Annotated in this window: 19 protein-coding genes and 1 pseudogene; 11 read left to right on the plus strand and 9 right to left on the minus strand. The window is 61.5% G+C overall.

What is annotated here, in order from left to right:
• Positions 1-315: 315 nt before the first annotated feature.
• Positions 316-576 carry a hypothetical protein gene (locus NTD84_RS02030; RefSeq protein ID WP_262163152.1) on the minus strand — a complete coding sequence of 87 codons (261 nt, stop codon included), beginning with the start codon at positions 574-576 and terminating at the stop codon, positions 316-318.
• A gap of 353 nt (positions 577-929) precedes the next feature.
• Here NTD84_RS02030 and NTD84_RS02035 point away from each other — a divergent pair, with 353 nt between their 5' ends.
• The 3 genes from NTD84_RS02035 to NTD84_RS02045 are packed head-to-tail and all read left to right on the plus strand — an operon-like array spanning position 930 to position 4,224.
• Positions 930-2,510, plus strand: a complete 1,581-nt coding sequence (locus tag NTD84_RS02035) for a multicopper oxidase family protein (RefSeq protein ID WP_262163153.1) — start codon at positions 930-932, stop codon at positions 2,508-2,510.
• 13 nt (positions 2,511-2,523) lie between these two features.
• Entirely contained in the window at positions 2,524-3,660 is a 1,137-nt protein-coding gene (locus NTD84_RS02040) for a hypothetical protein (protein WP_262163154.1), read from the plus strand.
• A 3-nt stretch (positions 3,661-3,663) separates the two neighbouring features.
• Positions 3,664-4,224: an SCO family protein gene (locus tag NTD84_RS02045; protein WP_262163155.1), complete on the plus strand. Its 561-nt coding sequence runs from the start codon at positions 3,664-3,666 to the stop codon at positions 4,222-4,224.
• A 33-nt stretch (positions 4,225-4,257) separates the two neighbouring features.
• On the opposite strand, the gene NTD84_RS02050 is transcribed toward NTD84_RS02045, so the two are convergent.
• The 4 genes from NTD84_RS02050 to NTD84_RS02065 all read right to left on the minus strand — a co-directional run bounded on the left by NTD84_RS02050 (position 4,258) and on the right by NTD84_RS02065 (position 9,321).
• The gene (locus tag NTD84_RS02050) at positions 4,258-5,055 is read right to left on the minus strand and encodes a transporter substrate-binding domain-containing protein (protein WP_262163157.1); all 798 of its coding nucleotides are present in this window, start codon (positions 5,053-5,055) and stop codon (positions 4,258-4,260) included.
• 66 nt (positions 5,056-5,121) lie between these two features.
• Positions 5,122-6,279 (minus strand): NAD(P)/FAD-dependent oxidoreductase, encoded by a 1,158-nt coding sequence (locus NTD84_RS02055; protein ID WP_262163160.1) that lies wholly within the window; start codon positions 6,277-6,279, stop codon positions 5,122-5,124.
• 16 nt (positions 6,280-6,295) lie between these two features.
• A complete protein-coding gene (locus NTD84_RS02060) occupies positions 6,296-7,939 on the minus strand; it encodes an FAD-dependent oxidoreductase (protein ID WP_262163162.1) in 1,644 nt (547 codons plus the stop codon).
• Between the two features lie 35 nt (positions 7,940-7,974).
• Complete coding sequence (locus NTD84_RS02065) at positions 7,975-9,321, minus strand: NAD(P)/FAD-dependent oxidoreductase (protein WP_262163164.1); 1,347 nt, start codon at positions 9,319-9,321, stop codon at positions 7,975-7,977.
• Positions 9,322-9,448: 127 nt separating this feature from the next.
• On the opposite strand from NTD84_RS02065, the gene NTD84_RS02070 reads away from it, so the two are divergent.
• Positions 9,449-10,333, plus strand: coding sequence for a LysR substrate-binding domain-containing protein (locus tag NTD84_RS02070; RefSeq protein WP_262163165.1), 885 nt, complete (start codon positions 9,449-9,451; stop codon positions 10,331-10,333).
• Positions 10,334-10,459: 126 nt separating this feature from the next.
• Here the strand turns inward: NTD84_RS02070 and NTD84_RS02075 are convergent, their stop codons facing one another.
• Positions 10,460-10,939 carry a VOC family protein gene (locus NTD84_RS02075; protein WP_262163166.1) on the minus strand — a complete coding sequence of 160 codons (480 nt, stop codon included), beginning with the start codon at positions 10,937-10,939 and terminating at the stop codon, positions 10,460-10,462.
• Positions 10,940-11,153: 214 nt separating this feature from the next.
• Here NTD84_RS02075 and NTD84_RS02080 point away from each other — a divergent pair, with 214 nt between their 5' ends.
• Entirely contained in the window at positions 11,154-12,332 is a 1,179-nt protein-coding gene (locus NTD84_RS02080; RefSeq protein ID WP_262163167.1) for a GGDEF domain-containing protein, read from the plus strand.
• A gap of 108 nt (positions 12,333-12,440) precedes the next feature.
• Entirely contained in the window at positions 12,441-13,289 is an 849-nt protein-coding gene (locus NTD84_RS02085; RefSeq protein WP_262163169.1) for a hypothetical protein, read from the plus strand.
• A gap of 199 nt (positions 13,290-13,488) precedes the next feature.
• Here the strand turns inward: NTD84_RS02085 and NTD84_RS02090 are convergent, their stop codons facing one another.
• Entirely contained in the window at positions 13,489-13,878 is a 390-nt protein-coding gene (locus NTD84_RS02090) for a GFA family protein (protein WP_262163170.1), read from the minus strand.
• Between the two features lie 131 nt (positions 13,879-14,009).
• Between NTD84_RS02090 and NTD84_RS02095 the strand changes: the two genes are divergently transcribed.
• The 3 genes from NTD84_RS02095 to NTD84_RS02105 all read left to right on the plus strand — a co-directional run bounded on the left by NTD84_RS02095 (position 14,010) and on the right by NTD84_RS02105 (position 15,761).
• Positions 14,010-14,414: an antitoxin Xre-like helix-turn-helix domain-containing protein gene (locus tag NTD84_RS02095; protein ID WP_262163171.1), complete on the plus strand. Its 405-nt coding sequence runs from the start codon at positions 14,010-14,012 to the stop codon at positions 14,412-14,414.
• Positions 14,408-15,100 (plus strand): RES family NAD+ phosphorylase, encoded by a 693-nt coding sequence (locus tag NTD84_RS02100; RefSeq protein WP_262163172.1) that lies wholly within the window; start codon positions 14,408-14,410, stop codon positions 15,098-15,100. The genes NTD84_RS02095 and NTD84_RS02100 overlap by 7 nt, the downstream gene beginning before the upstream one ends.
• Positions 15,101-15,221: 121 nt before the next feature.
• Complete coding sequence (locus NTD84_RS02105; RefSeq protein WP_262163173.1) at positions 15,222-15,761, plus strand: cupin; 540 nt, start codon at positions 15,222-15,224, stop codon at positions 15,759-15,761.
• A gap of 39 nt (positions 15,762-15,800) precedes the next feature.
• Here the strand turns inward: NTD84_RS02105 and NTD84_RS02110 are convergent, their stop codons facing one another.
• Positions 15,801-17,474, minus strand: coding sequence for an MFS transporter (locus NTD84_RS02110; RefSeq protein WP_262163174.1), 1,674 nt, complete (start codon positions 17,472-17,474; stop codon positions 15,801-15,803).
• 270 nt (positions 17,475-17,744) lie between these two features.
• Between NTD84_RS02110 and NTD84_RS02115 the strand changes: the two are divergent.
• Positions 17,745-17,825 (plus strand): annotated as a pseudogene (locus NTD84_RS02115) (chorismate mutase); the annotation flags it as partial.
• 22 nt (positions 17,826-17,847) lie between these two features.
• Here the strand turns inward: NTD84_RS02115 and NTD84_RS02120 are convergent.
• Positions 17,848-18,753, minus strand: coding sequence for a glycine betaine ABC transporter substrate-binding protein (locus NTD84_RS02120; protein ID WP_262163175.1), 906 nt, complete (start codon positions 18,751-18,753; stop codon positions 17,848-17,850).
• Positions 18,754-18,950: 197 nt separating this feature from the next.
• Between NTD84_RS02120 and NTD84_RS02125 the strand changes: the two genes are divergently transcribed.
• Positions 18,951-20,987, plus strand: coding sequence for an NADH:flavin oxidoreductase (locus NTD84_RS02125; protein ID WP_262163178.1), 2,037 nt, complete (start codon positions 18,951-18,953; stop codon positions 20,985-20,987).
• The last annotated feature ends 5 nt before the right edge of the window (positions 20,988-20,992 follow it).

The following is a 20,992-nucleotide window of genomic DNA, read 5'->3' on the forward strand; positions in this document are numbered from 1 at the left end:
ATTCAATGCGGCGCGCCTGAATCCATCGCCGGCAAGCCGCCCCCCGCAGGTTTTGTGTCTATCCCGGTTCTGTTGCACCACGCAAAACTCTGTAGGAGCTGGCTTGCCAGCGATGGCGCCCGAAAGAGCCCGGAATAAATCCGGGCTTTCGCCCCGGCAACCTGAGCCTCACTTATATAAGCCGGTCTTTTGACCTGACTTGGCACGGCCCCAGATCTCTCATCCGACAAAAGCAGCCCCTCGACAATCCCTTCCAGTCGATGATTGCCTGGCCTTGCGTGCCCGCGACGTTCAATACGCAATCCGACAGGTCAACTACCGCTCCCGCTCATTCGCAAAGTCCGCCGCCGCTCGCAGCTCGTCGTTGGCCTGGCTCAGCAATTCTTTGGCCCGCTCGGCATGGCCGCCCAAGTGTGAGTTATTGTCCCGTTGCGCCTCCCCCACCAATCGCCACGCCTGGACAATGTGCTCTTGAGCGTCTCGCAAGTTGCCGTGGCGATTACCGATATCCACGAAGGGCTGATCGGCCTGACTGGCACATCCGAAGATCAACGCTGCGCTAAGAACGCTGCCCACAAGCATCCGTTTCCTGATCATCACTGAGTCCTCTTGCTGATTAAAGCGAAGACGTTATCGGTCAGAACCAGCGTAGGCTCAGCCGCCAGCGACGCCACTCACCAACTGGACAATCAGATATTCGGTGCATCGATTCAGGAAATGCCCTTTGACGTTGTAACAAGCAACGATTATCAAAAAATGCTGTTCATCGGATCGGCGTTGCATAACGGATCCAAAAACTTGCGCGTCCCTGGCCCTGTCCTACACTGCGAAAGTTGCGCGCAAAAACCTCTCAAAGCCGCGTAGGTCGTGGCTTTGCGTATTGCGCGGTGTCTTCTGATCACCTTCGGCAACGCACCGGCGGACTGCGCATGCAGCTCATCGACAAGCTACCCAAGGTCGCGATCATGCCTAGAGCTTTCAGCGTCCGCCCTTTTGCACTCTGCGTCAGCGTGGTCGCCTTGGCGTTGGCCGGTTGTGCAGCACAGCAATCCATTGAGCCTGCATCGCAACCCCTGCGCCAGAATCCGGAATTCACCTACGATGCCAACGGTGTCACCCACGCCACGCTGACAGCGGCCCAACAGCAGGTCAACGTCGGCAACGAGCGCTACGTGTCCCTGGTGTTCAACGGCGACTACGATTCGCCGCTGATTCGAACCCGACCGGGCGGGACCATGGCGATCAGCCTGGATAACCGCATGGACGAGATCACCAACCTGCATTTCCACGGCATGACGGTGTCGCCCCTGGACGAAGGCGACAACATTTTCCGCATGACTCAACCCCATACGGTCGCGCAGTACAACGTCAAACTGCCAAAAGACCACAGCCCCGGCGCTTACTGGTATCACAGCCATTTCCATGGTGGCTCCCAGCGCCAGGTGTCGGCCGGGATTGCCGGACCGATCCTGGTCGACGGCATGCTCGATCCGTTCCCCGAACTCAAGGGCATAAAGGAACAGGTACTGGTCCTGCGTAACTTTCAAAAAACCCTGACCGGCAAAGTCGCCAGCGACATCATCACCAGCGCGCCGTCAATTCGCACGGTCAACGGGCAGGAAGTGCCAATCATCGATATCAAGCCCGGGGAAACCCAGCTCTGGCATTTCATCAACATTGCCGCCAACCAGTACTTCCGGATTCGCATCGATGGCCAGTCGATGCAAGTGCTGTCCCGGGATGGCAACACCGTCACCCGGCGGGTCGACGCTGACCAGGTGCTGATCGGACCTTCGGCGCGTTTCAGCGTGCTGGTGGTGGGGCCACCAGCCGGGACCTACACCGTCGAGACCGGCTCCGGCGATACGGGTCCGGCTGGCGACAGTTACCCGGCGGCCAAACTCGCGGTGTTGCGTTCCAGCGGTGAGCGGGTCGCGACCCGGCAGATCACCAGCGCCTATCCGCCTGCGGAAGACTTCAGCAAGATCGCGGTGAACAAGACGCGGCAGTTCGCTTTCCAGGATTCCGACACCGACCCCAATGCGTTCCTGATCAATGGCACCCGCTTTGAACTGGACCGGGTCAACACCACAGTGAAACTCGGCGACGTGGAAGAGTGGCGCCTGTTCAACCCGTCACAGGAACTGCACCAGTTCCATATCCACCAGGTGGACTTTCAAGTCACCGAGATCAACGGCAAACCGGTGGAATTCAGCGGCTATCGGGACAACGTATTCATCCCCGCCACGGGTTCGATCACCATTCGAATTCCGTTTCGCGACCCGATAATCCTCGGCAAATTCGTCTATCACTGCCACATCCTCGAACATGAGGACGGCGGCATGATGCAGGCGATCCAGGTGGTCAAGCCCGAAGACTACGAGAAGGCGGTCAAGCTCGAACCGCTGGGCGGGCTCTACGGCGAAAACAATCAGTTTTGTTCCTACTTGAGCAACACCGGACAGGAGCCGAAAGCATCCCGTCCGCTGACCCAGCCGTTGATCAAGTAACAGGGGTGGTGCCATGAGCAACTATCGCTTGGCTGTGGTTTTGCTGGGATCGGTGTGTGCCGCTGAGTCTGCGCTGGGCGATGACGGTCAGTACCCCAACGTCGGCATGGATTACGACGCGACCTTCCAATATGACCACGTGCATTCCGACTCGCCCCAGGGCGGTAACCGCAACAGCACGGACGCCTACCCGGACATCAACACCACGTTCTACTTCCGCTTCACCCACGACCAGCAGATACAGCTCGCCACCGAGATCAATCCCATCGAAGGGCCGCAGCCCGGCCAGAAGCGATTTTTCGAAGACGTAGGACTGGTGATCAATGACCTCAACTACTACCAGAACAACGCCAACTCGGCCTTCAGTGTCGGCAAATACCACGTGCCGTTCGGACGTGCGCAGGATCAGGCGCCGGGTCTCTACACCGAAGATTTTGTCGCCACTTATGACCTCGACGGCATGCTCGGCGGTACCGTGGCGTATCGCTTTTTCGATCAGCGCCTGGGCATGATCGAGCCCAACGTCAGTGTCTACACCGCCGACAATTCGTTTCTCGGCCGACCTTATCTGCGTCATGGCGAGAAGCTCCAGCGCAGCGACGGCGGCCCGTCGAATACCGGGAAACTCGACTCCTATGCGGTGACGGTGAACTGGTTGGCGATTCCGGCAGTGCCCTATCTGGAAATGCAGATCGGCTACATGTTCAACAAAAAGGCCGAGGACGAGACGCAAGCCAATCCGCCTGGCGAAGACGATGAAACCATCAAGATCGCCTCCGCCCGCTACATCTGGGCCTATGCGCCGAGCACCGACCTTGAGCAGACGCTGGCAGGAAGTTACTTTGACATCGTGCCCTTCATCGAATTTGCCGACGTCGACAATGAAGATGGCATCAAAGGCAACGACACTCGCTATCTCACCACCGCGCTGACCTTCGATTTCGGCGACTGGGCCTTGGGCGCGACCCGCACCGATAAGCATCGCGAATCGACAGGTGGTGCCGATCGCCAGGACTACCTCAATGAACTCAGCCTGACCTACAACATCACCGGCCAGATCAAGCTCGGACTGTCCGCCGGCACGCAGAAAGAAGACGGCCAGATGTCCGAGCTGGTAGGCCTGGCGTTGACCTATTCGGGAGGTTTGTAAGCCATGAAATGGTTAGCCACGCTGCTGTTGATGGGGCTGGCGACCCAGCCGATGGCTGCCGCCCGCACCGATATCGGCGGGCCGTTCCAACTGACCAATCAGAATGGCCAGCGGGTCACCGAACGCAGCTTTGGCGAACCCGCGTTGCTGTACTTCGGCTTCATGACCTGCCCGGCCATTTGCCCGACCGATCTGGCGAAAATGGCCCGCATCAGTCGGCAGCTGCAGCAACAGCAAGGCATCAAGGTGCGGCCGATCTTCGTGACCATCGACCCGGAACGCGATACGCCCGCCAGACTCAAGACTTATGTGAACTACTTCGCCAGCGACTTCGTCGGATTGACCGGTTCGCCGCAGGAAATCGCGCGCATCACCGACGCCTATCACGTGTATTACAAGAAAGTGCCGTCCGGCGATGGCCAGTACATGATGGATCACTCGACCATCCTGTTCCTGCTCGACAGCCAGGGCCGCTACCTCAAGCATTTCGGTCGCGGCCTGGATGAGAAGGAAATCGAGCAGCAGGTGGTCACGGCACTGGCGGATGCAGCGGCGGGACGCTGACGTCGGTGACTGCCCTGCTCTCCTCTGCGGACCTCACTTGGGCCAGAGGTCAATCGGGAAATATTTCTCCGAGATCTGCGCGTACTTGCCCGAATCATGCAACTGCGTGAGCGCGTCATCGATGCGCGACTTGAGTGCCGTATCAGCCTTGCGCAAACCCGCCCCGACACCCAGACCGTACAGCAGTGGGTCCATCCTGACGCTGCCGGTGCCCTTCTCCTCGAAGGCCAATCCGTCCTGGGACTTCAGAAAATCGATGTCACCGAGTTTATCGAGGAACATGACGTCGATGCGGCCGGCAATCAGGTCGGCATTGCAGTCGTCCTGGGTGGTGTAGATCCGCAGGTCCGAGGTGTTGCCGTAAGCGGTGCGGATGAAATCGGCGTTGGTGGTCGAGCCCTGCACACCGATGGATTTACCCGCCAGGCCTTCCGGGGTCAGCGTCAGATTGACATTTTTTGCAGCGACGAAAACTCCCGTCGTTTCGTAATAAGGCCGCGAGAAGGCGATGACTTTCTGCCGTTCCGGGCTGATCCCCATGGAGTTGAACAGCACGTCGAACTTGTTGGAAAGCAGCGCTGGAATAATCCCGTCCCAGGCCACTTCCTTGATCTCGCACTGGGCTTTCAACTGCTCGCAGAGCGCGCGAATCAAGTCGGGCTCGAAGCCGGTGAATTGGCCGGTGGGTGTCTTGACCAGAAACGGCGGATAGGGCTCCGCGGCGACACCAAAACGCAAGGTTTCCGGGGCTGCGCTGGCCGAGGCCGTGAAGGAACACAAGGACGTGCCGATTGCGGCCAGCAAAGCGAAATTGCGCAACATTCGTTTCATGATCGATCCCTTTTTTTGGAGGACAGTAAACGGAACGGTTCAATTGCTTGCAACGATGAAGCCTTTCTACGCCTGCGGCACGGGCAACGGCATCCAGCCCTGAATGGCTGGCCAGTCCGGTTCGAGGGCGGCAAAACGGGACAGCGAGAACGTCGACAAATCGGTGAAGCTGCACGTCCCGTCAACGACGAGATCGCGAATGGCATGACCGCTGGCCGGCGAAAGTCCGAAACCGACACCGGACATTGTCGCCACCGTGAGGTTGTCCAGCGCGGCGGGACGATCAATGACGGGGCGGCCGTCCGGGGTGTTTTCGATGAACCCGGCCCAACTGCGAATCACCCGTTTATGGGCGACCTTGGGGAACAGCTCGGCGAGGCGCCTGGCGATGTTGCATTGCAACGGCGTCGATTGCGCGCGGGTGCCACGCAGGTCCGCGAGTTCGACCCATTCGTGCGGCCCGCCGCCGTACGCGAGGTTGCCGCGCAGGGTTTGCCGGCCATACAAACCATTGCCATCCACACCGCCGACCTCAAGCAGCGGCAATGGCTCGGTGACGATCATTTCTGCACGCGCGGTGACCAGCGGAATGTCTACGCCGACCTGAGCGGCCAATTCACCGGTATACGGGCCAGCGGCAATCACCAGGTGGTCGCAACTGATCAGTCCTTGGGGGGTGCGCACGCCGGTCACACGCTCGCCCTGCCGTTCGATACCGAGGACAGGCGTGTGCTCGAGCACGCGTCCGCCGAGATTTTTCAGCGCCCAGGCGTAGGCCTGCAAGGTGCGATGCGGGTTGGCGTGACCGCCAAAATGGTAGTAGTAGCCGGCGAGCACGTTATCGCCGGCAAACGGCACAAGGTCGCGCACCTGTTGCGGGTCCAGCCGGTCGACACGCAAGCCGTAGTACGCGGCTTCAGCCACGACTTTTTCATCGAGTGCAATCTGGTGTTCGGTGAGGTCGATGCTGATGCGGTCCGGGCGATACTCGGTCGGGTAACCGAGCAATTCGTCCATCATCGGCCAGAGCCGCTGCTCCTCGACAAACAGCGGGCTGTGGTGATGCGAACAGCCGCCGCCATTCCGGCCCGAGGCGCCAAAGCCAATCAGGCTGGCTTCGACGACGAGCACGTCGATGCCTTCGCGAGCCAGCCACCACGCTGCGCTCAACCCGGTCACGCCGCCACCGACGATGACGACGGAGGCTCGATTGGACGACTTCATAACTGCCTGCATGGTGTCAGCCCTCGCTGTGCGGTGGAGTGGTTTGCTGCGGATGCCTGGCGACGGTCTGCTGCCCGGTGCACAGCCAGAACGGCGTCCACTGCGACGGCATGTCGAACCAGGCGTCCCAGCGGTTGCGCATCTGCGGCGTTTCCTCGATCTGCCCGATCTGCTGCAGCGACAAGGGGCGGACCGGCGGGCGGAACGAGGCCAGGGCGATGTTTTCGACACTGACGTCGGCGCCAATACCGAGCAAAGTCGCCACTTGTTCACGGCAACGGCGTCCCTGGCACGGGCCCATGCAGGCGCGGGTCAGGCGCTTGGTCACGTCCGGGTGGGGCGAGTCGTTTTGCAGGCCGTTTTTCAAGGCTGGATCGGCGGGTGTCCAGTCCAGGTAACGCGGCGGCTGTTGCCCCAGGATTTCGTTGGCGGTCACCTCTTCGCAGAGGCAAACGAACGGTTCGTTCTGTGCATGGACCGTCGACGCGCGCACCCAGGCGGTGCGATGGGCGGTGATGTCGCAGGCAGGCTCGTCGGGCGTCGGAGCGAGTTCGATCCGGGCGATCTCGACACCCAATGCGGCCAGTGCGGTACGCGCGGCGATCCGGCCTTCGCGCCGGGCAATGCTGTCGTCGAGGCTTTTCGAGGCCCAGACGCCAGCGCAATCCCCGGCCGTCAGAATGAACGGCAGCGACGTGCGTTGCGCAGCGTCCGTATCGGCAACGTGGCCGCCGCGGTCGGCCTGAAATGACGTGGTGCAGCCGGCCGCCTCGATCAGCTCGATGGCGGGAATGGCAGCAACGCCGAGCAGCACCGTGTCGCAGTCGATGTCGATCAGCGCCCTGCCAACCGGGCGCCCGGCCGTATCGACGGCCACCGCAGTGATGCGCTTGACGCCGAACGCATCCCCGGCTGCTTCGCGAATCACATGCCCGGTCAGCACCTGAGCGCCTTGTTCGATCAGCAGATTGAGCAGCGCGGGATCACCGCTGACGCGACCGGCCTGCTCGATGATGGCAACGATTTGCACGCCCTTGCCCACCAGCGCATGCGCTGAAGCCAACGCTTGCGTATCGCTGCCGATGAGCACGGCACGCTGGCAGTCCAGCGCCTCATAAACCGTCGCCAACCGCTGCGCGGCGCTGACTCCCATGACACCGGGGCGATGCCAGCCGTCGAACGCGAGGCCCATGTCGCGCCGCCCGGCGGCGACGATCACCTGCTTGAAGCGCAGCAGATACGCGTTCTGTTCATCGGCGAGGCCGGCGATGGCGCCTTCGATCCACGCCGTAGTGCGCTGTTGTGCAAACAGCCCCCAGGCCGCCGTGCCGAGGCGCACGTCGACACCCGCGTCGAGCGCCTCGGCGATCTCCGGACGGACGTCAAGCAAGGTCTGCAGCACGCTGTTGCGATTGCCGACCGCAGCGCCCATTCTTCCGCCGAAATGCAGCGGCACCTCCTCGCCCATGGTTTCGAGGGGGACAGGATTTTCGTCCACCAGCGTGACCCGCAAGCCCTGGCCGGCGGCGGTCAAGGCGGCAGCAAGCCCCGCCGGGCCAGCGCCGACGATCAGAATGTCGGTCTCATCGTTGATCGGCGGCGCCTTGCCGGCCACCGACGCGGGATCGTAATAGACGTTGTGTGTGTGAGGTGGTTTCACTATGTGTCCCCCGAGGCAGGCGTGAGCGTTGACGACTAGAACAGCGAAGAAGGCGGCTTGACGTCGCCTTCGGCGAATCGCGACAGGCGCAGCTGGCGCATGTCCAGCCCCGGATTGCCGGTGGTGATCCAGTCCGCAAGGGTTTTACCGACGATCGGGCCCATGGCAAAACCGTGACCGCAGAATCCGGTGGCGACGGCCAAACCCAGCGGCGACGTTTGCGCGTCGATGACGGGAATGCCGTCCGGCAAGACATCGATCGCCCCCGCCCAGCGGTCGGCAATCTGCGTGTTCACCTGTCCGGGGAACGCGGCCTTGAGCGCGCGCATGGCGGTGGCCAGGCCCTTGTCATTGGGTTTGATCAGTGGATCTCGCCGGTGAATCCCGGCGCCCAGCCGCGACGCTTCCGACCACGGCATGCGCTGATGCAGGTCCGTCAGGCAGGCGCCGTTCAGATGGAAGCGAAACGATTTGCGCTGCGCCCACAGCGACGGCGCATACCAATGCAGTGCGCGCAGATGGCCCAGCGTCATGTCGACGTCGACATGGGCGTCGTCGGCGATGTTGAAGCTGCCATCCAGCCGTTGCCGAAAGCCTACGCCGTTGGCGATCGTCGAGATGCCGCTCAGGGCTGGCCCGGATGTCGTGCGCGCGACCGTTCCGCGGACCAGTTGTTGCGGCAAGTCGATGCCGAGCAGCTTCAGCAGGCGGAACGTGGTGACGCCCGCGGCGCACACCACGGTGTTCGCTTTCACGTAGCCGCGCTCGGTTTCAACACCGACGACTTGGCCGGCAGCAACATCGATCCCTCTGGCCCCACACTGTTCGACGATGTATGCGCCCCGTTCACGGGCGCGCAGGGCAAAGGCACGCGCCACCAGCGTGGGTTCCGCCTGACCGTCGCTGGCGGTGAACAGGCCGCCCAGTTGCGGGACGGCGTAGCCCGGCAGCTTTTTCATCACCTCACGCGGCGAGAGCATCACGGTATCGACGCCAAAGCTGCGCGCCACCGGGAGCCATGATTCGTAGCCGTCCCGTTCAACCTCGTTGCCCGCGACAAACAGGCAGCCGTCATTACGCCAGCCCAGGTCGGTCTGCAGTTCGCGCTCGAGCGAGCGCCAGATATCGATGCTGGCTTGCATCAGTGGCACTTCGGCTTCGTCGCGGGATTGCTGGCGCACAAAGCCCCAGGCTCGCGACGACTGCTGGCCGGCCAGCGTGCTTTTTTCGAGGAGCAGAACCCTGGCGCCCGCTTTGCTAAGGTAGTAGGCGCACGCACACCCCATCAGGCCGCCGCCGATGATTGCCACGTCGACTTCACGAGGCAGGCCGTCGTCTTCAGGTGCCGATGCGCGGGCAAATGCCGTTTCTGGAATGTTCATGAGGGAAACCGTCAGGTTGAAAATGACACGTAGCGCCGCGTCGTGATTTCAGCCAAGAATGTGCGCCGGACCAGCGAAATGACAGTGATGTATCTGCATTAATTCCATGCGAGGAGCGCATAGACACATGAGCCGCCAACTGCCATCCATCGAGCTATTGCAGGCCTTTCTGACGGTCGCGAAGACCGGCAACTTCGGCCAGGCCGGTGAGCTGCTCAACCTCAGTCAGAGCGCGGTGAGTCGTCAGGTTGCGCAATTGGAGTCGCGGGTGGAAACCCGTCTGTTCGACCGGCACACGCGCAAAATCGTCCTGACCGCCGAAGGCCGGGCCCTGGTGCCGGTGGCGGAGCAAGTCATCGGTTTGTTATCGGATGCATCGCACATGCTTGCCACGGTGGGGAGAAGCGTCAGCCTGCGCGCGCACCCGACCATGGCGGCGCGCTGGTTGATTCCGCGCCTGACCGCATTTTATCAGGTGCATCCGGAGGTGACCGTCAGTGTCGACACGGTGTATCACCGCTTCCCTGACTTTGCCTTTGAATCGATCGACGCCATGATCGCCTACGGCACCGCCACCTGGCCTGACTTCGAAGCGCTGGATCTGTGGGAAGAGGAATTGATCCCGGTGTGCTCGCCGCAATTGCTCACCGGGACGACCCCGGAGGCGCTGCTCAAGACGGCGCGACTGGTGGATTCAAGCATGGATCGCCTGGACTGGCGCCGCTGGGACGAGTACTACCCGAACTCGACGGGCACCGATAACCCTCACCTGACGTTCGATACCCTGGAGTCCGCCATCGTCGCGGTGAAATGTGGCCAGGGCATCGCGCTGGTCGACGCCGTGCTCACACAGGATGAATTGCGCAGCGGGCAACTGACGCGCGTGCATGCCGGCCGCATCGTGACCGGCGGGCGCTACACGCTGGTCTATCCGAAGCGGGTGAAACGCTCCAGCGGCTTTTGCGAATTCCTCGGCTGGCTGGAACAGGAAATGGCCGCGAGCAGCCACTGACAACGGCCATCCCTGTTTGATTTTTGTCGCCCCACCGCAAATCCCCTGTAGGAGCGAGCATGCTCGCGATAGCGCCCTCGCAGCCAACAAATCCGTCGCCTGGCCCACCGCGATCACCAGCAAACACTAACGCCCAATCGCCGCCTCAATCGTCGCAATATCAATCTTGACCATCTGCATCATCGCGTCGAACGCGCGCTTGGCCTTCACTGGATCGGGATCGCTGATCGCCGCGGTCAGCACACGCGGGGTGATTTGCCACGACAGGCCCCATTTATCCTTGCACCAGCCGCAGACGCTTTCCTGGCCACCATTGCCGACGATCGCGTCCCAGAGGCGGTCGGTTTCGGCCTGGTCGTCGGTCGCCACTTGAAACGAGAACGCCTCGTTGTGCTTGATCTCCGGCCCGCCGTTCAGGCCGAGGCACGGGATGCCCATCACTGTGAACTCGACAGTCAGCACGTCGCCCTTCTTACCCGCCGGGTAGTCGCCGGGGGCGTAAAAGACTGTGCCCACCGCGCTGTCCGTGAAGGTCTTGGCGTAAAACGTCGCGGCGTCCAGGGCGTCGCGTTCGTACCAGATGCAGATCGTGTTTTTGCTGGTCATGTGGGTTCTCCAACCGTGGGTTGAACACTTCAGTCTAGCCAAGTGGGGCGGAACGCCGACGACAGCGGCGGTTATCATCCATTCCCTGATTGATAGTCGAACGAGCCCCTGCTAAATCGACAGGACGAGATCCAGATGACCAGCGCTGCGAAAAATAGTCTCAAACGCTTACAATCGCGCCCTTCCACCGCTAAACAGGCAAACCAGTCACGCTATGGCGCTCGACCCTCCAACGATGTTGACTCTTTCGATCGCCCTGGCAGCGGCCGCCGCGCTGTACCTGGCGATCGAGTGGCGCAGCGTCCGTGAACCTTCGCTGCTGTTCTGGAGCGCGGGGTTTGCCACGATTACCCTGGGCTCGACCCTCGCCCTGCTGCGCGGCAGCGGCCTGTTGCTGATCGGCATCTGGTTCGCCAACGGCCTGCTGGTGACGGCGCACTGGCTGTTCCTGCTGGGCGTCGCGCGGTTCACCCAGGCGCGCCTGTCTCCGGCCTGGTACCTGATTTTCGTCGCCTGGCTGGCCATGCTGTTGCTGCCGGACGAACCGTCGTGGTCAAAACTCATGCTGGTGGCCAATTCGCTGCTGGTCGCCCTGCCCACGCTAATGGCCAGTTTCCTCCTGCGACCCCACGGCCGCTCACTGAGTGTGGGCGCGGTGCAGCTGCGTTACGTGTTGCTGACCCACGGCCTGTTTTACCTCATCAAGGCGATATCGGTGGCCCTGCCGGGCACCCTGATCGATCTGGCGGCTTTCCGTGGCGAGATTATTCAGATTTCACTGGTCGAGGGCGCGATGGCGATCATGCTGATCGCCCTGTCGATGACCGGCACCGAGCGCTACCGCCGGGAAGAACGCATCGCCCGGCTGGCGGCGCGCGATCCGCTGACCGCCCTGTACAACCGCCGCGCCCTGGAAGTGCGGGCCCCGCGTTTGCTGGCGGAGGTATCGAGCACTCGGCCCGGTGCGCTGCTGCTGATCGATATCGACAATTTCAAGCTGGTCAACGACTTCTACGGCCACACGGCCGGCGATCGTTTGCTGGTTTCGCTGAGTGAGATGATTCGTTCGGCCCTGCCTGATGGTGCACTGGCGGCCCGGTTGGGCGGTGACGAGTTCGTTATCCTGCTGAATGACGCATCGAGCGAGCGGATCGTCGGGCTGGGCAGCGCGTTGCGTGACCAGTTTCACCAGGCCGCCTCACAGACCTTCGTCACGCCTGAACCGGTGACCCTGAGCATCGGTGCCAGCCTGTTCAACCAGCCGCCTGCGAGTCTGGCGGCCCTGATTGAACAAGGCGACGCCGCGCTGTATGAATCCAAGCGCGGCGGACGCAACAGCATCCGTCTGGTGGACCGGACCCAGGCGGGCGACGAACTGCAGCGGGCACGCTGATCAGCTCCATACCCAGGTATGAATGATAGCGTCACAAATACCGCGTATCCTGTCCGGCATTTAGCCTCTCAATACGGCCTTTTTCGAGCCCTTTGCCAAGGAAGAACAATGATCATTGCTTCAGCGTCAACAAATGCGGCGATGTCTGCCTATACCGCTGCCGTCGATACCAAGGCCACCGCCGATGCGCAGCAGCGCGTCGCCCAGGATGATCAGGCCAAGGCAACCAACGAGGATTCGGTAAGCCTGTCGACGACCTCCACCGATTACAGCAACTCGATTGCCGGTAACGCGCCGTTCTTCCCGGTTCGTTCGGGGATGAATGCCGACGCATTGGTCCTGGGTGCCTCCAAGCCGGGCGCGGTGTCCAGTTCCAAGGACAAGACCTTCGCCGAAGTGGCCGCGGATGCCCGCAAGCGCATGGATGAAAAGTACGCGCTGATGACCGCCAGCGGCAAACCCTACACCGGCAGCGATGAAGACCGGAATGCGCTGATGGGCGATCTGGATCGCCGCTCGCTGAACGCGGTTGCGACCAATCAGGGCGGATCATTCACGGCGCAGGAGCAAGCTTCGGCACAAGCCTTGATGCGCCAGCAAGCCCGCCTCGCCACCGGTTACTACAGCGGCCCGGCCGATCAGCAAAAGAACTGGAAAGACCCGTTCCTCAATGACCCTTTCGGCCGAGCCAGCGCCGCCCTCGATTTCATGGACAACATGAGTCCCGAAGAAAAAGCCACGCCGGAGTGGCTGTCGCAGCACCTATCGCTGGAAGCTGCATTGAACCAGAGCGGCGGCACGGATCCCGCCGAGAAAAAAACCGGGCACTTCCACAACCTCGCTGAAATCCTCGCGGGCATCGTGACGGACGGCTCTGACGAAGAACAGTCCAACGCCGCCAAAAACACTGATCCAAGCGCCGAGATTCTGAAAAAGCTGCAATCAATGACGGCCTGACGCCTGTGTTCCTTGCTGCGATCGGACCTTGAATCTGGCGCAGTCGTCGAGGCCGCCCTCGCTGGCAGGCCAGCTCCCACAGGGGATGGTGGTGGGCACGGCACTCAGACACGACGCCAACCCACTGTAGGCGCTGGCTTGCTGGCGATTGGGCCTTGATTCTGGCGCTGCGGTCTCGTACGAATTCCGGGGTGGCACCCTACTCTTCCCGCCCTGTGCCTTCACGGTCGTGCTCATAGCGTCGGGTGAGCGGAAACGCTGGTAACCAGGATTCGCGCCGGCTGGTCCAGCTTTCGTACGTGGGCGTCAGTTGGTCAGGGGCATCCAGGGATCCCAGGTTCACTTCCACTTCGTCATCACTGCGATTGAACACCGAAGAGCCGCAGCGCGGACAAAAAAACCGCCCGGCGTAATCACGGGTCTCGCCCTCGACTGTCACCGCACGCTCGGGAAATATCGCGGAGGCGTGAAACAGCGCCCCATGATGTTTGCGACAATCAAGACAGTGGCAAAGCCCCACCCGATAGGGACGCCCTGACGCTTCAATTCGGACATTGCCGCACAGGCATCCGCCCGTGTATCGGTCCATGCTGCGCCTCCTCTGAAATCGAACAATCCAAGACTGATAACGATAGCAGTGTCCACTGGTCGCACCGAACTTGCTCTATAGACGCTTTATGCCTATTTTTGAATCTATAGACTCAAAAAGAGGTCATAAACATGGCCGTTGCCCTCCAGCAACAAGCCTTTACCAAAAGCCAGTGCGTCACCGGCCTGCGGGCGGCTGTCGGCATCCTCGAAAAATGGTCGGCGTCCAGCGATCAGGCGTGCCGTATACTGCGCATCTCCCGCAGCACCTACACCCGCGCGCGCCAGCGGGATCCCGACTGGGCGGTGGCACTGGATGCCGACCAGATGCAGCGCATCAGTTTCGTCCTCAACATTCACGCCGCCCTGCGTCTGGTGTTCGATAACCCGGAAAACGTCTACGGCTTCCCGTCGATGGCCAACAACAACGATTTTTTCAATGGCCGCTCGCCGCTCGAGATCATGGCGCAGGGTGACATGATTTCCCTGTATGAAACCTTCCGCCGCATCGACGTGCTGCGAGGCGCGCAATGGTGAGGCTGGGCGACCTGGCCACACTGGCCGGCGAGCCAGTGCAGGCCTATCGGCTGGTCAATTCGAAGTTTCCTCCGGTGGCGTTGTTCGATGACGTGGCGGACGCAGACGAGTTCGAGGTGCTGTACCAAATCCAGGAACTCACCAACCCCCGGCTGAACAATGAAGTCGGACGCCTCGAGCTGATTCGCCGCAGTGAAATCCCGTTCGGCATTCCCGGCTGCTCTTACGCGACCGCGCCGTTTACCCACGTCAACCCGGCGGGTTCACGGTTCAGCGATGGCAGTTTTGGGGTGCTGTACCTGGCGGACACGATGGAAACGGCACTGGCTGAAGTGAAACATCACCAGAGCCTGTACTGGTCGAACGTCCCGAGCCTGAATTACGAGCGCTTCGTTTTCCGAGGGCTGTCCTGCGCGTTTGTGGAGATCGGGATGAAAGATGCGACGTCCATTTCGATGACCGACCCTGTTTATGATCCCGGCGATTACACCCATTCCCGTCATTTGGGGAAGTCAGTCAAAGACGCAGGTTGCCCAGGGTTGCGTTATCACTCGGTGCGAATGCGCGGCAGTCACTGCTGGGCATTGATGACGCCGAGACCGGTGCAGTCAGTGATTCAGGCCGCGCATTACGAGATGGTGTGGAATGGCCAGGTGACGAGCGTCAGTCAGATCAGGGAGGCTTGATTGGGGGGGACTGTGAAGGTATCGCCTCGTATCGGGACGCGCTGTTCGTCTGATCAGCCGAATTCGTCATTGGGGCATGGGTCCAAAAGGCATCAGCGCTAACCCGCTCCGGAGATCCTCCATGGCCAGCTCACCATCGACACAAACCCTGCTACTCGAACCCAACGCCTGGGTGCCGAACAACCCACACCTGCCGGTACTGATCTACCCCAAGGCCATTGCCATCCGGGGCAGCGACCCGGGTGCACTGTTCGAGAAGACCTTCAAGGCCAATGGCTGGCCGCCCCAGTGGCGATACGGGATCTATGACTTTCATCACTATCACAGTGAAGGTCATGAAGTGCTGGGCATCGCCCGAGGTCATGCGCACTTGATGTTGGGGGGGCCGGGCGGTCACGAGCTGGAGGTCCGCGCGGGTGATGTGTTGCTGCTGCCGGCAGGAACCGGCCACTGCAACCTCGGTTCCAGCGACGACTTTTTGGTGGTCGGCGCTTACCCGCCGGGGCAGCACGCCGATATCTGCCGCGAAGCGCCGAGCGTCGCGCAACAGAAAAGCATCGACACGCTGCCGTTTCCCCAGCGCGATCCGGTTCAGAGCGAAGATGGCGCGGTCGGCCAATACTGGGTCAGCCCTGAGCGCTCGCCCTCGACTGAACCCTAGGGCATGTGGAGATCCGAACGATCTCCACATGCCCTGCTCTCACGTGTGATGAATGTCCCGATCCTTTGTTTCCGGCATGAAGAACGTGCCGAGAATGGCCGTCATCACCGCGATGACGATCGGATACCACAGCCCGTAGTAGATATCCCCGGTGGCCGCGACCATGGCGAACGCCACCGTTGGCAGGAAGCCGCCGAACCAGCCATTGCCGATGTGGTACGGCAGCGACATCGAGGTGTAGCGAATGCGTGCCGGGAACAGTTCCACCAGCCAGGCGGCAATCGGGCCGTAGACCATGGTCACGTAGATCACGAGGATCGTCAGCAGCAACAGCACCATCGGGTAGTTGGTTTTGGCCGGATCAGCTTTCTCGGGGTAGCCGGCGTCCTTGAGGGCGGTGCCGAGGCTTGCAGTGAAGGCATCGTTGCGGGTCTTGAAATCGGCCGCCGGCATGTTGCTGCCTTCGAAACTCTCGACCACTTTGCTGCCGATACGAACCTGCGCCACCGTGCCCGGCGCGGCTTTTTCGTTGGTGTAGGGAATGGCGCGCTTCGCCAGTACCGTCTTGGCGAGGTCGCAGGAGCTGGTGAATTTGGCCTTGCCCACCGGGTCGAACTGGAACGAGCACTGATCGGGATCGGCGACCACCGTAACCGGATTTTTCTCCTGGGCGATAAACACGTCGGGGTTACCGAACTGGGTTAATGCGTGGAAGATCGGGAAGTAGGTCACCGCCGCCAGAATGCACCCGGCCATGATGATGCCCTTGCGCCCGATGCGGTCGGACAGGCTGCCGAATATCACGAAGAACGGCGTACCGATCAGCAACGAACCGGCAATCAGCAGGTTGGCGGTCTGCGGATCGATCTTGAGGGTTTGCAGAAGGAAGAACAGCGCATAGAACTGCCCGGTGTACCACACGACCGCCTGGCCAGCAGTGCCGCCGAGCAGCGCCATGATCACGATCTTCAGGTTGTCCCAGCGCGCGAAAGATTCGGTCAGCGGCGCCTTGGATGCCTTGCCCTCGGCTTTCATCCTCAGGAACACCGGTGACTCGCTGAGTTGCAAGCGGATGTACACCGAGACGATCAGCAGCAGGATCGACAGCAGGAACGGAATCCGCCAGCCCCAGGCCTCGAAGGCTTCAGTGCCGAGCACCGTACGGCACGCCAGGATCACCAGCAGCGACAGGAACAGGCCGAGGGTCGCGGTGGTTTGAATCCACGAAGTGAAGAAGCCGCGCCGGTTCTTCGGTGCGTGCTCCGCCACATAGGTCGCCGCCCCGCCGTACTCTCCCCCCAGTGCCAGGCCCTGCAACAGGCGCAGGGTGATAAGAATGATTGGCGCTGCCACACCGATGGTCGCGTAGCCGGGCAGAAAACCGACGACCGCGGTGGAGATGCCCATGATGACAATGGTGATGAGGAAGGTGTGCTTGCGCCCGATCATGTCGCCCAAACGGCCGAACACGATGGCGCCAAAAGGTCGTACGGCAAACCCCGCGGCGAACGCGAGCAGCGCGAAGATGAATGACGTGGTCTCGTTGACACCCGCGAAGAAATGCTTGGCGATGATCGCGGCGAGGGAGCCGTAGAGGTAGAAGTCGTACCATTCGAATACAGTGCCCAGGGACGAAGCAAAGATGACCTTGCGTTCCTCCTGGGTGATTCCGTGGTTGGGCGAATTGCCCGTGGTGGTGTCGATTGCGGCCATGAGTCTTCTCCGTCTTGCTCTTGTTGTAGGCCGAAGCACCTCACTACCACTGCCGCACCCAGGCCCTGGGGCTGAAGTCATCGGACTACGGAATGCACAAAGCCTGGCAACAGGCTGACCGCCTCACATCACTGCACGGTTTCCTGAAGCATAATCACCTTCGCGCAGATATCCACTCGCCCGCCTGTGCAGACTCGAACGGATGCGCAGGACCCGCCCCTCTGCCGCCGTATTCAAAAAAGAAGCCCGGCACCATCCGCCGGGCTTTTTCGGTCCGCGCTGATCAAGGACGGCCTGCATGGCCAGGCCTTGATCCGCGCCACCGGGGATTTGTGCATCGTAAATCGGTGACCGTTCTTCGTCGGCCGTTCCATCAAGGCTGTACGCTGCTGACAGACTGCGCGCCCTTCTCGAACATCGCCTCGAAACGCGGCTTGTTGGCAGCGTAATAAGCGGCCACCACCTGGTCGGCAGAGCTTTGACGTGCCTGCATCATCAGCGCTTCCAGGTCCGCCTGGGGCACCGAGTAATGGGCGAAAAAGTACGCCACTTCCGGGTACTCCTGGCTGAAGCCTTTACGCGCCATCGCGTGAATCTGCTCGGCGCCGCCAAAGATCTTCTTCGGATCGTCCAGGTAACGCAGTGGGTACTTGGAGAACATCCAGTGCGGGCTCCAGGCATTGACCAACGACCACTTGCCGCGTTTGAGGTTGCGGTCCAGTTCGTTGAGCATGCCGGCTTCCGACGAGGCCACGAGCTTGTAACCGTCGAGCTTGTACTCCTCGATCGCCTTCACCGTGAGCTTGTACTGGCCATTGCCGACTTCCGAGGTGAGGATCTTGCCGTCAAGCCTGGCCCTGACCTCCGGCTTATTGAGGTCTTCCACACTCGCCACTTCGCTCACAGGCACCGACGTCGGCACCGTCATGCCGATACGTCCCTCGTAAAGCACACCGAGGTCTTCGAGCCGGTCCTGGTATTTGTCGTAGAACGCCTTGTGGGTGATGGGCAGCCAGACCATCGGGATCAGGTCGATGTTGCCGTTGGCCAGCGCCTGGAACTGAATGCCGATGTCGGCCATCACCAGTTTCACCGGCTGCTTGAGGTGTTCCTGCAACGCGGCGGTGGCGAGCTTGACGGTGATTTCGGTGTCGGACCAGTTGACCCAACCGATGCGCACGGGCTTGGGTTCGTCCGCGTGGGCCAGCGCCGCGGTGGCTCCGAGCACCAGTCCGAGAAGGCAGGCACAGGCTGTATTTCGATACGAATGAGCGTTCATCAGGCGGCTTCCTGTTTTGCGGTGATTGGCAGGTTGTCTTCGGCTTCCCAGCACCCTTTCAAGCCTGATCTTATCGGCGGCTTTTGGCTCGCGCAAGCAAAATGTACATAGGTGTCTACGGTCATTGACACCTATGTACATTTACCCTAGTTTCGTAGTCGCCGAGCCTGATGAAGCCCACTTTGGAGCGCACCACGATGTCCAGCGATCCCCTGCTGCAACCCTATAAGATCAAGCACCTGACCCTCAAAAACCGCATCATGACCACCGCGCACGAGCCGGCCTATCCGATCGACGGCATGCCCCAGGCGTTGTATCGCGCCTACCACGTCGAGCGGGCCAAGGCCGGGGTTGCGCTGACCATGACCGCTGGCTCGGCGGCGGTGTCCCGCGACAGTCCCCCGGTGTTCAACAACGTGCTTGCCTACAAGGACGAAGTGGTCAAATGGATGAAGGACCTCACCGACGAATGCCATGAACACGGCGCCGCGGTGATGATCCAGCTGACTCACCTGGGCCGGCGCACGCGCTGGGACAAGGCCGACTGGTTGCCGGTGGTTTCACCGTCCCACCGTCGTGAGGCGTCGCACCGCTCATTCCCCAAGAAGATGGAAGACTGGGACATCGAGCGGATCATCAAGGACTACGTCGACGCCGCCGAACGGATGAAGGCCGCCGGGCTCGATGGCCTGGAGTTGCAGGCCTACGGGCATTTGATGGATCAGTTCTGGTCACCATTGACCAACGACCTCGACGGCCCTTACGGCGGCTCGCTGGAAAACCGCATGCGTTTTACCTTCGACGTCCTGCGTGGCATTCGTCAGCGCGTCGGTGAAGATTTCCTCCTTGGCGTGCGCTACACCGGCGACGAAATGCTCCCGGGCGGCTTCAACGCCAGCGAGGGCTTGCAGGTGTCGCACCTGCTCAAGGACAGCGGACTGGTCGATTTCCTCAACGTGGTGCGTGGCCACATTGACACTGATGCGGGCCTGACCGATGTCATTCCGATCCAGGGCATGCGCAACTCACCGCACCTGGATTTCGCCGGGGAAATCCGCGCCTCGACCGGGTTCCCGACCTTCCACGCGGCGAAGATTCCCGACGTCGCCACCGCGCGCTACGCCATTGCCTCGGGCAAAGTCGACATGGTGGGCATGACCCGGGCGCACATGACTGACCCGCATATCGTGCGCAAGATCATCGAGAAGCGTGAAGAGGACATTCGTCCCTGCGTGGGCGCGAATTACTGCCTCGACCGGATCTACCAGGGCGGCGCGGCCTATTGCATTCATAACGCCGCCACCGGTCGCGAGACCACGATGCCCCATGACATTCCCAAAGCCGGGCGCAAACGCAAGGTGCTGGTCATCGGCAGCGGCCCTGCCGGACTGGAAGCGGCGCGGGTGGCCGGGGAACGCGGGCACGAAGTCACTGTGCTGGAGGCTGCGGACCAGCCGGGCGGGCAAATCCGCCTGACTGCCCTCAGCGAGCGTCGCCGGGAAATGATCGGCATCATCGACTGGCGCATGGCCCAGTGCGAGCGCCTCGGCGTTAAATTCCACTTCAATACCTGGGCGGAAGCCGACACCGTGCTGGCCCACGAGCCGGATGTGGTCATCGTCGCCACCGGCGGCCTGCCTCACACCGAAGTGCTGAGCCGTGGCAATGAGCTGGTGGTGTCGACCTGGGACATTATTTCCGGTGACATCAAGCCCGGCCGCACGGTGCTGATTTTCGATGATGCCGGCGACCATGCCGCCCTGCAGGCGGCCGAGGTCATCGCGCAAAGCGGCGCCACCGTAGAGATCGTCACCCCTGACCGTGCCTTTGCACCCGAGGTGATGGCGATGAACCTGGTGCCCTACATGCGCAGCCTCCAGGACCTCGACGTGACCTTCACCGTCACCTATCGGGTCGACGCGGTCGAAAGACGCGATGGCAAGCTGGTCGCGATATTCGGCAGCGACTACGGCCAGGTTCACAAGGAGCGCATCGTCGACCAGGTCGTGGTCAACCACGGCACCCTGCCGCTGGACGATCTGTATTTCGAGCTTCGCCCGCTGTCGAGCAACGGCGGCGCGGTCGAGCAGCACGACCTGATCGCCGGTCACGCGCAGCGCATCGTCACCCATCCCGAGGGACGTTTTCAGCTGTTCAGGATTGGTGACGCCGTGGCCGCTCGCAACACCCATGCGGCGATCTACGATGCGTTGCGGCTGGTCAAGGAAATCTGAACATC

The sequence above is a fragment of the Pseudomonas sp. 14P_8.1_Bac3 genome (genome assembly GCF_025466085.1).
Taxonomy (GTDB): domain Bacteria; phylum Pseudomonadota; class Gammaproteobacteria; order Pseudomonadales; family Pseudomonadaceae; genus Aquipseudomonas.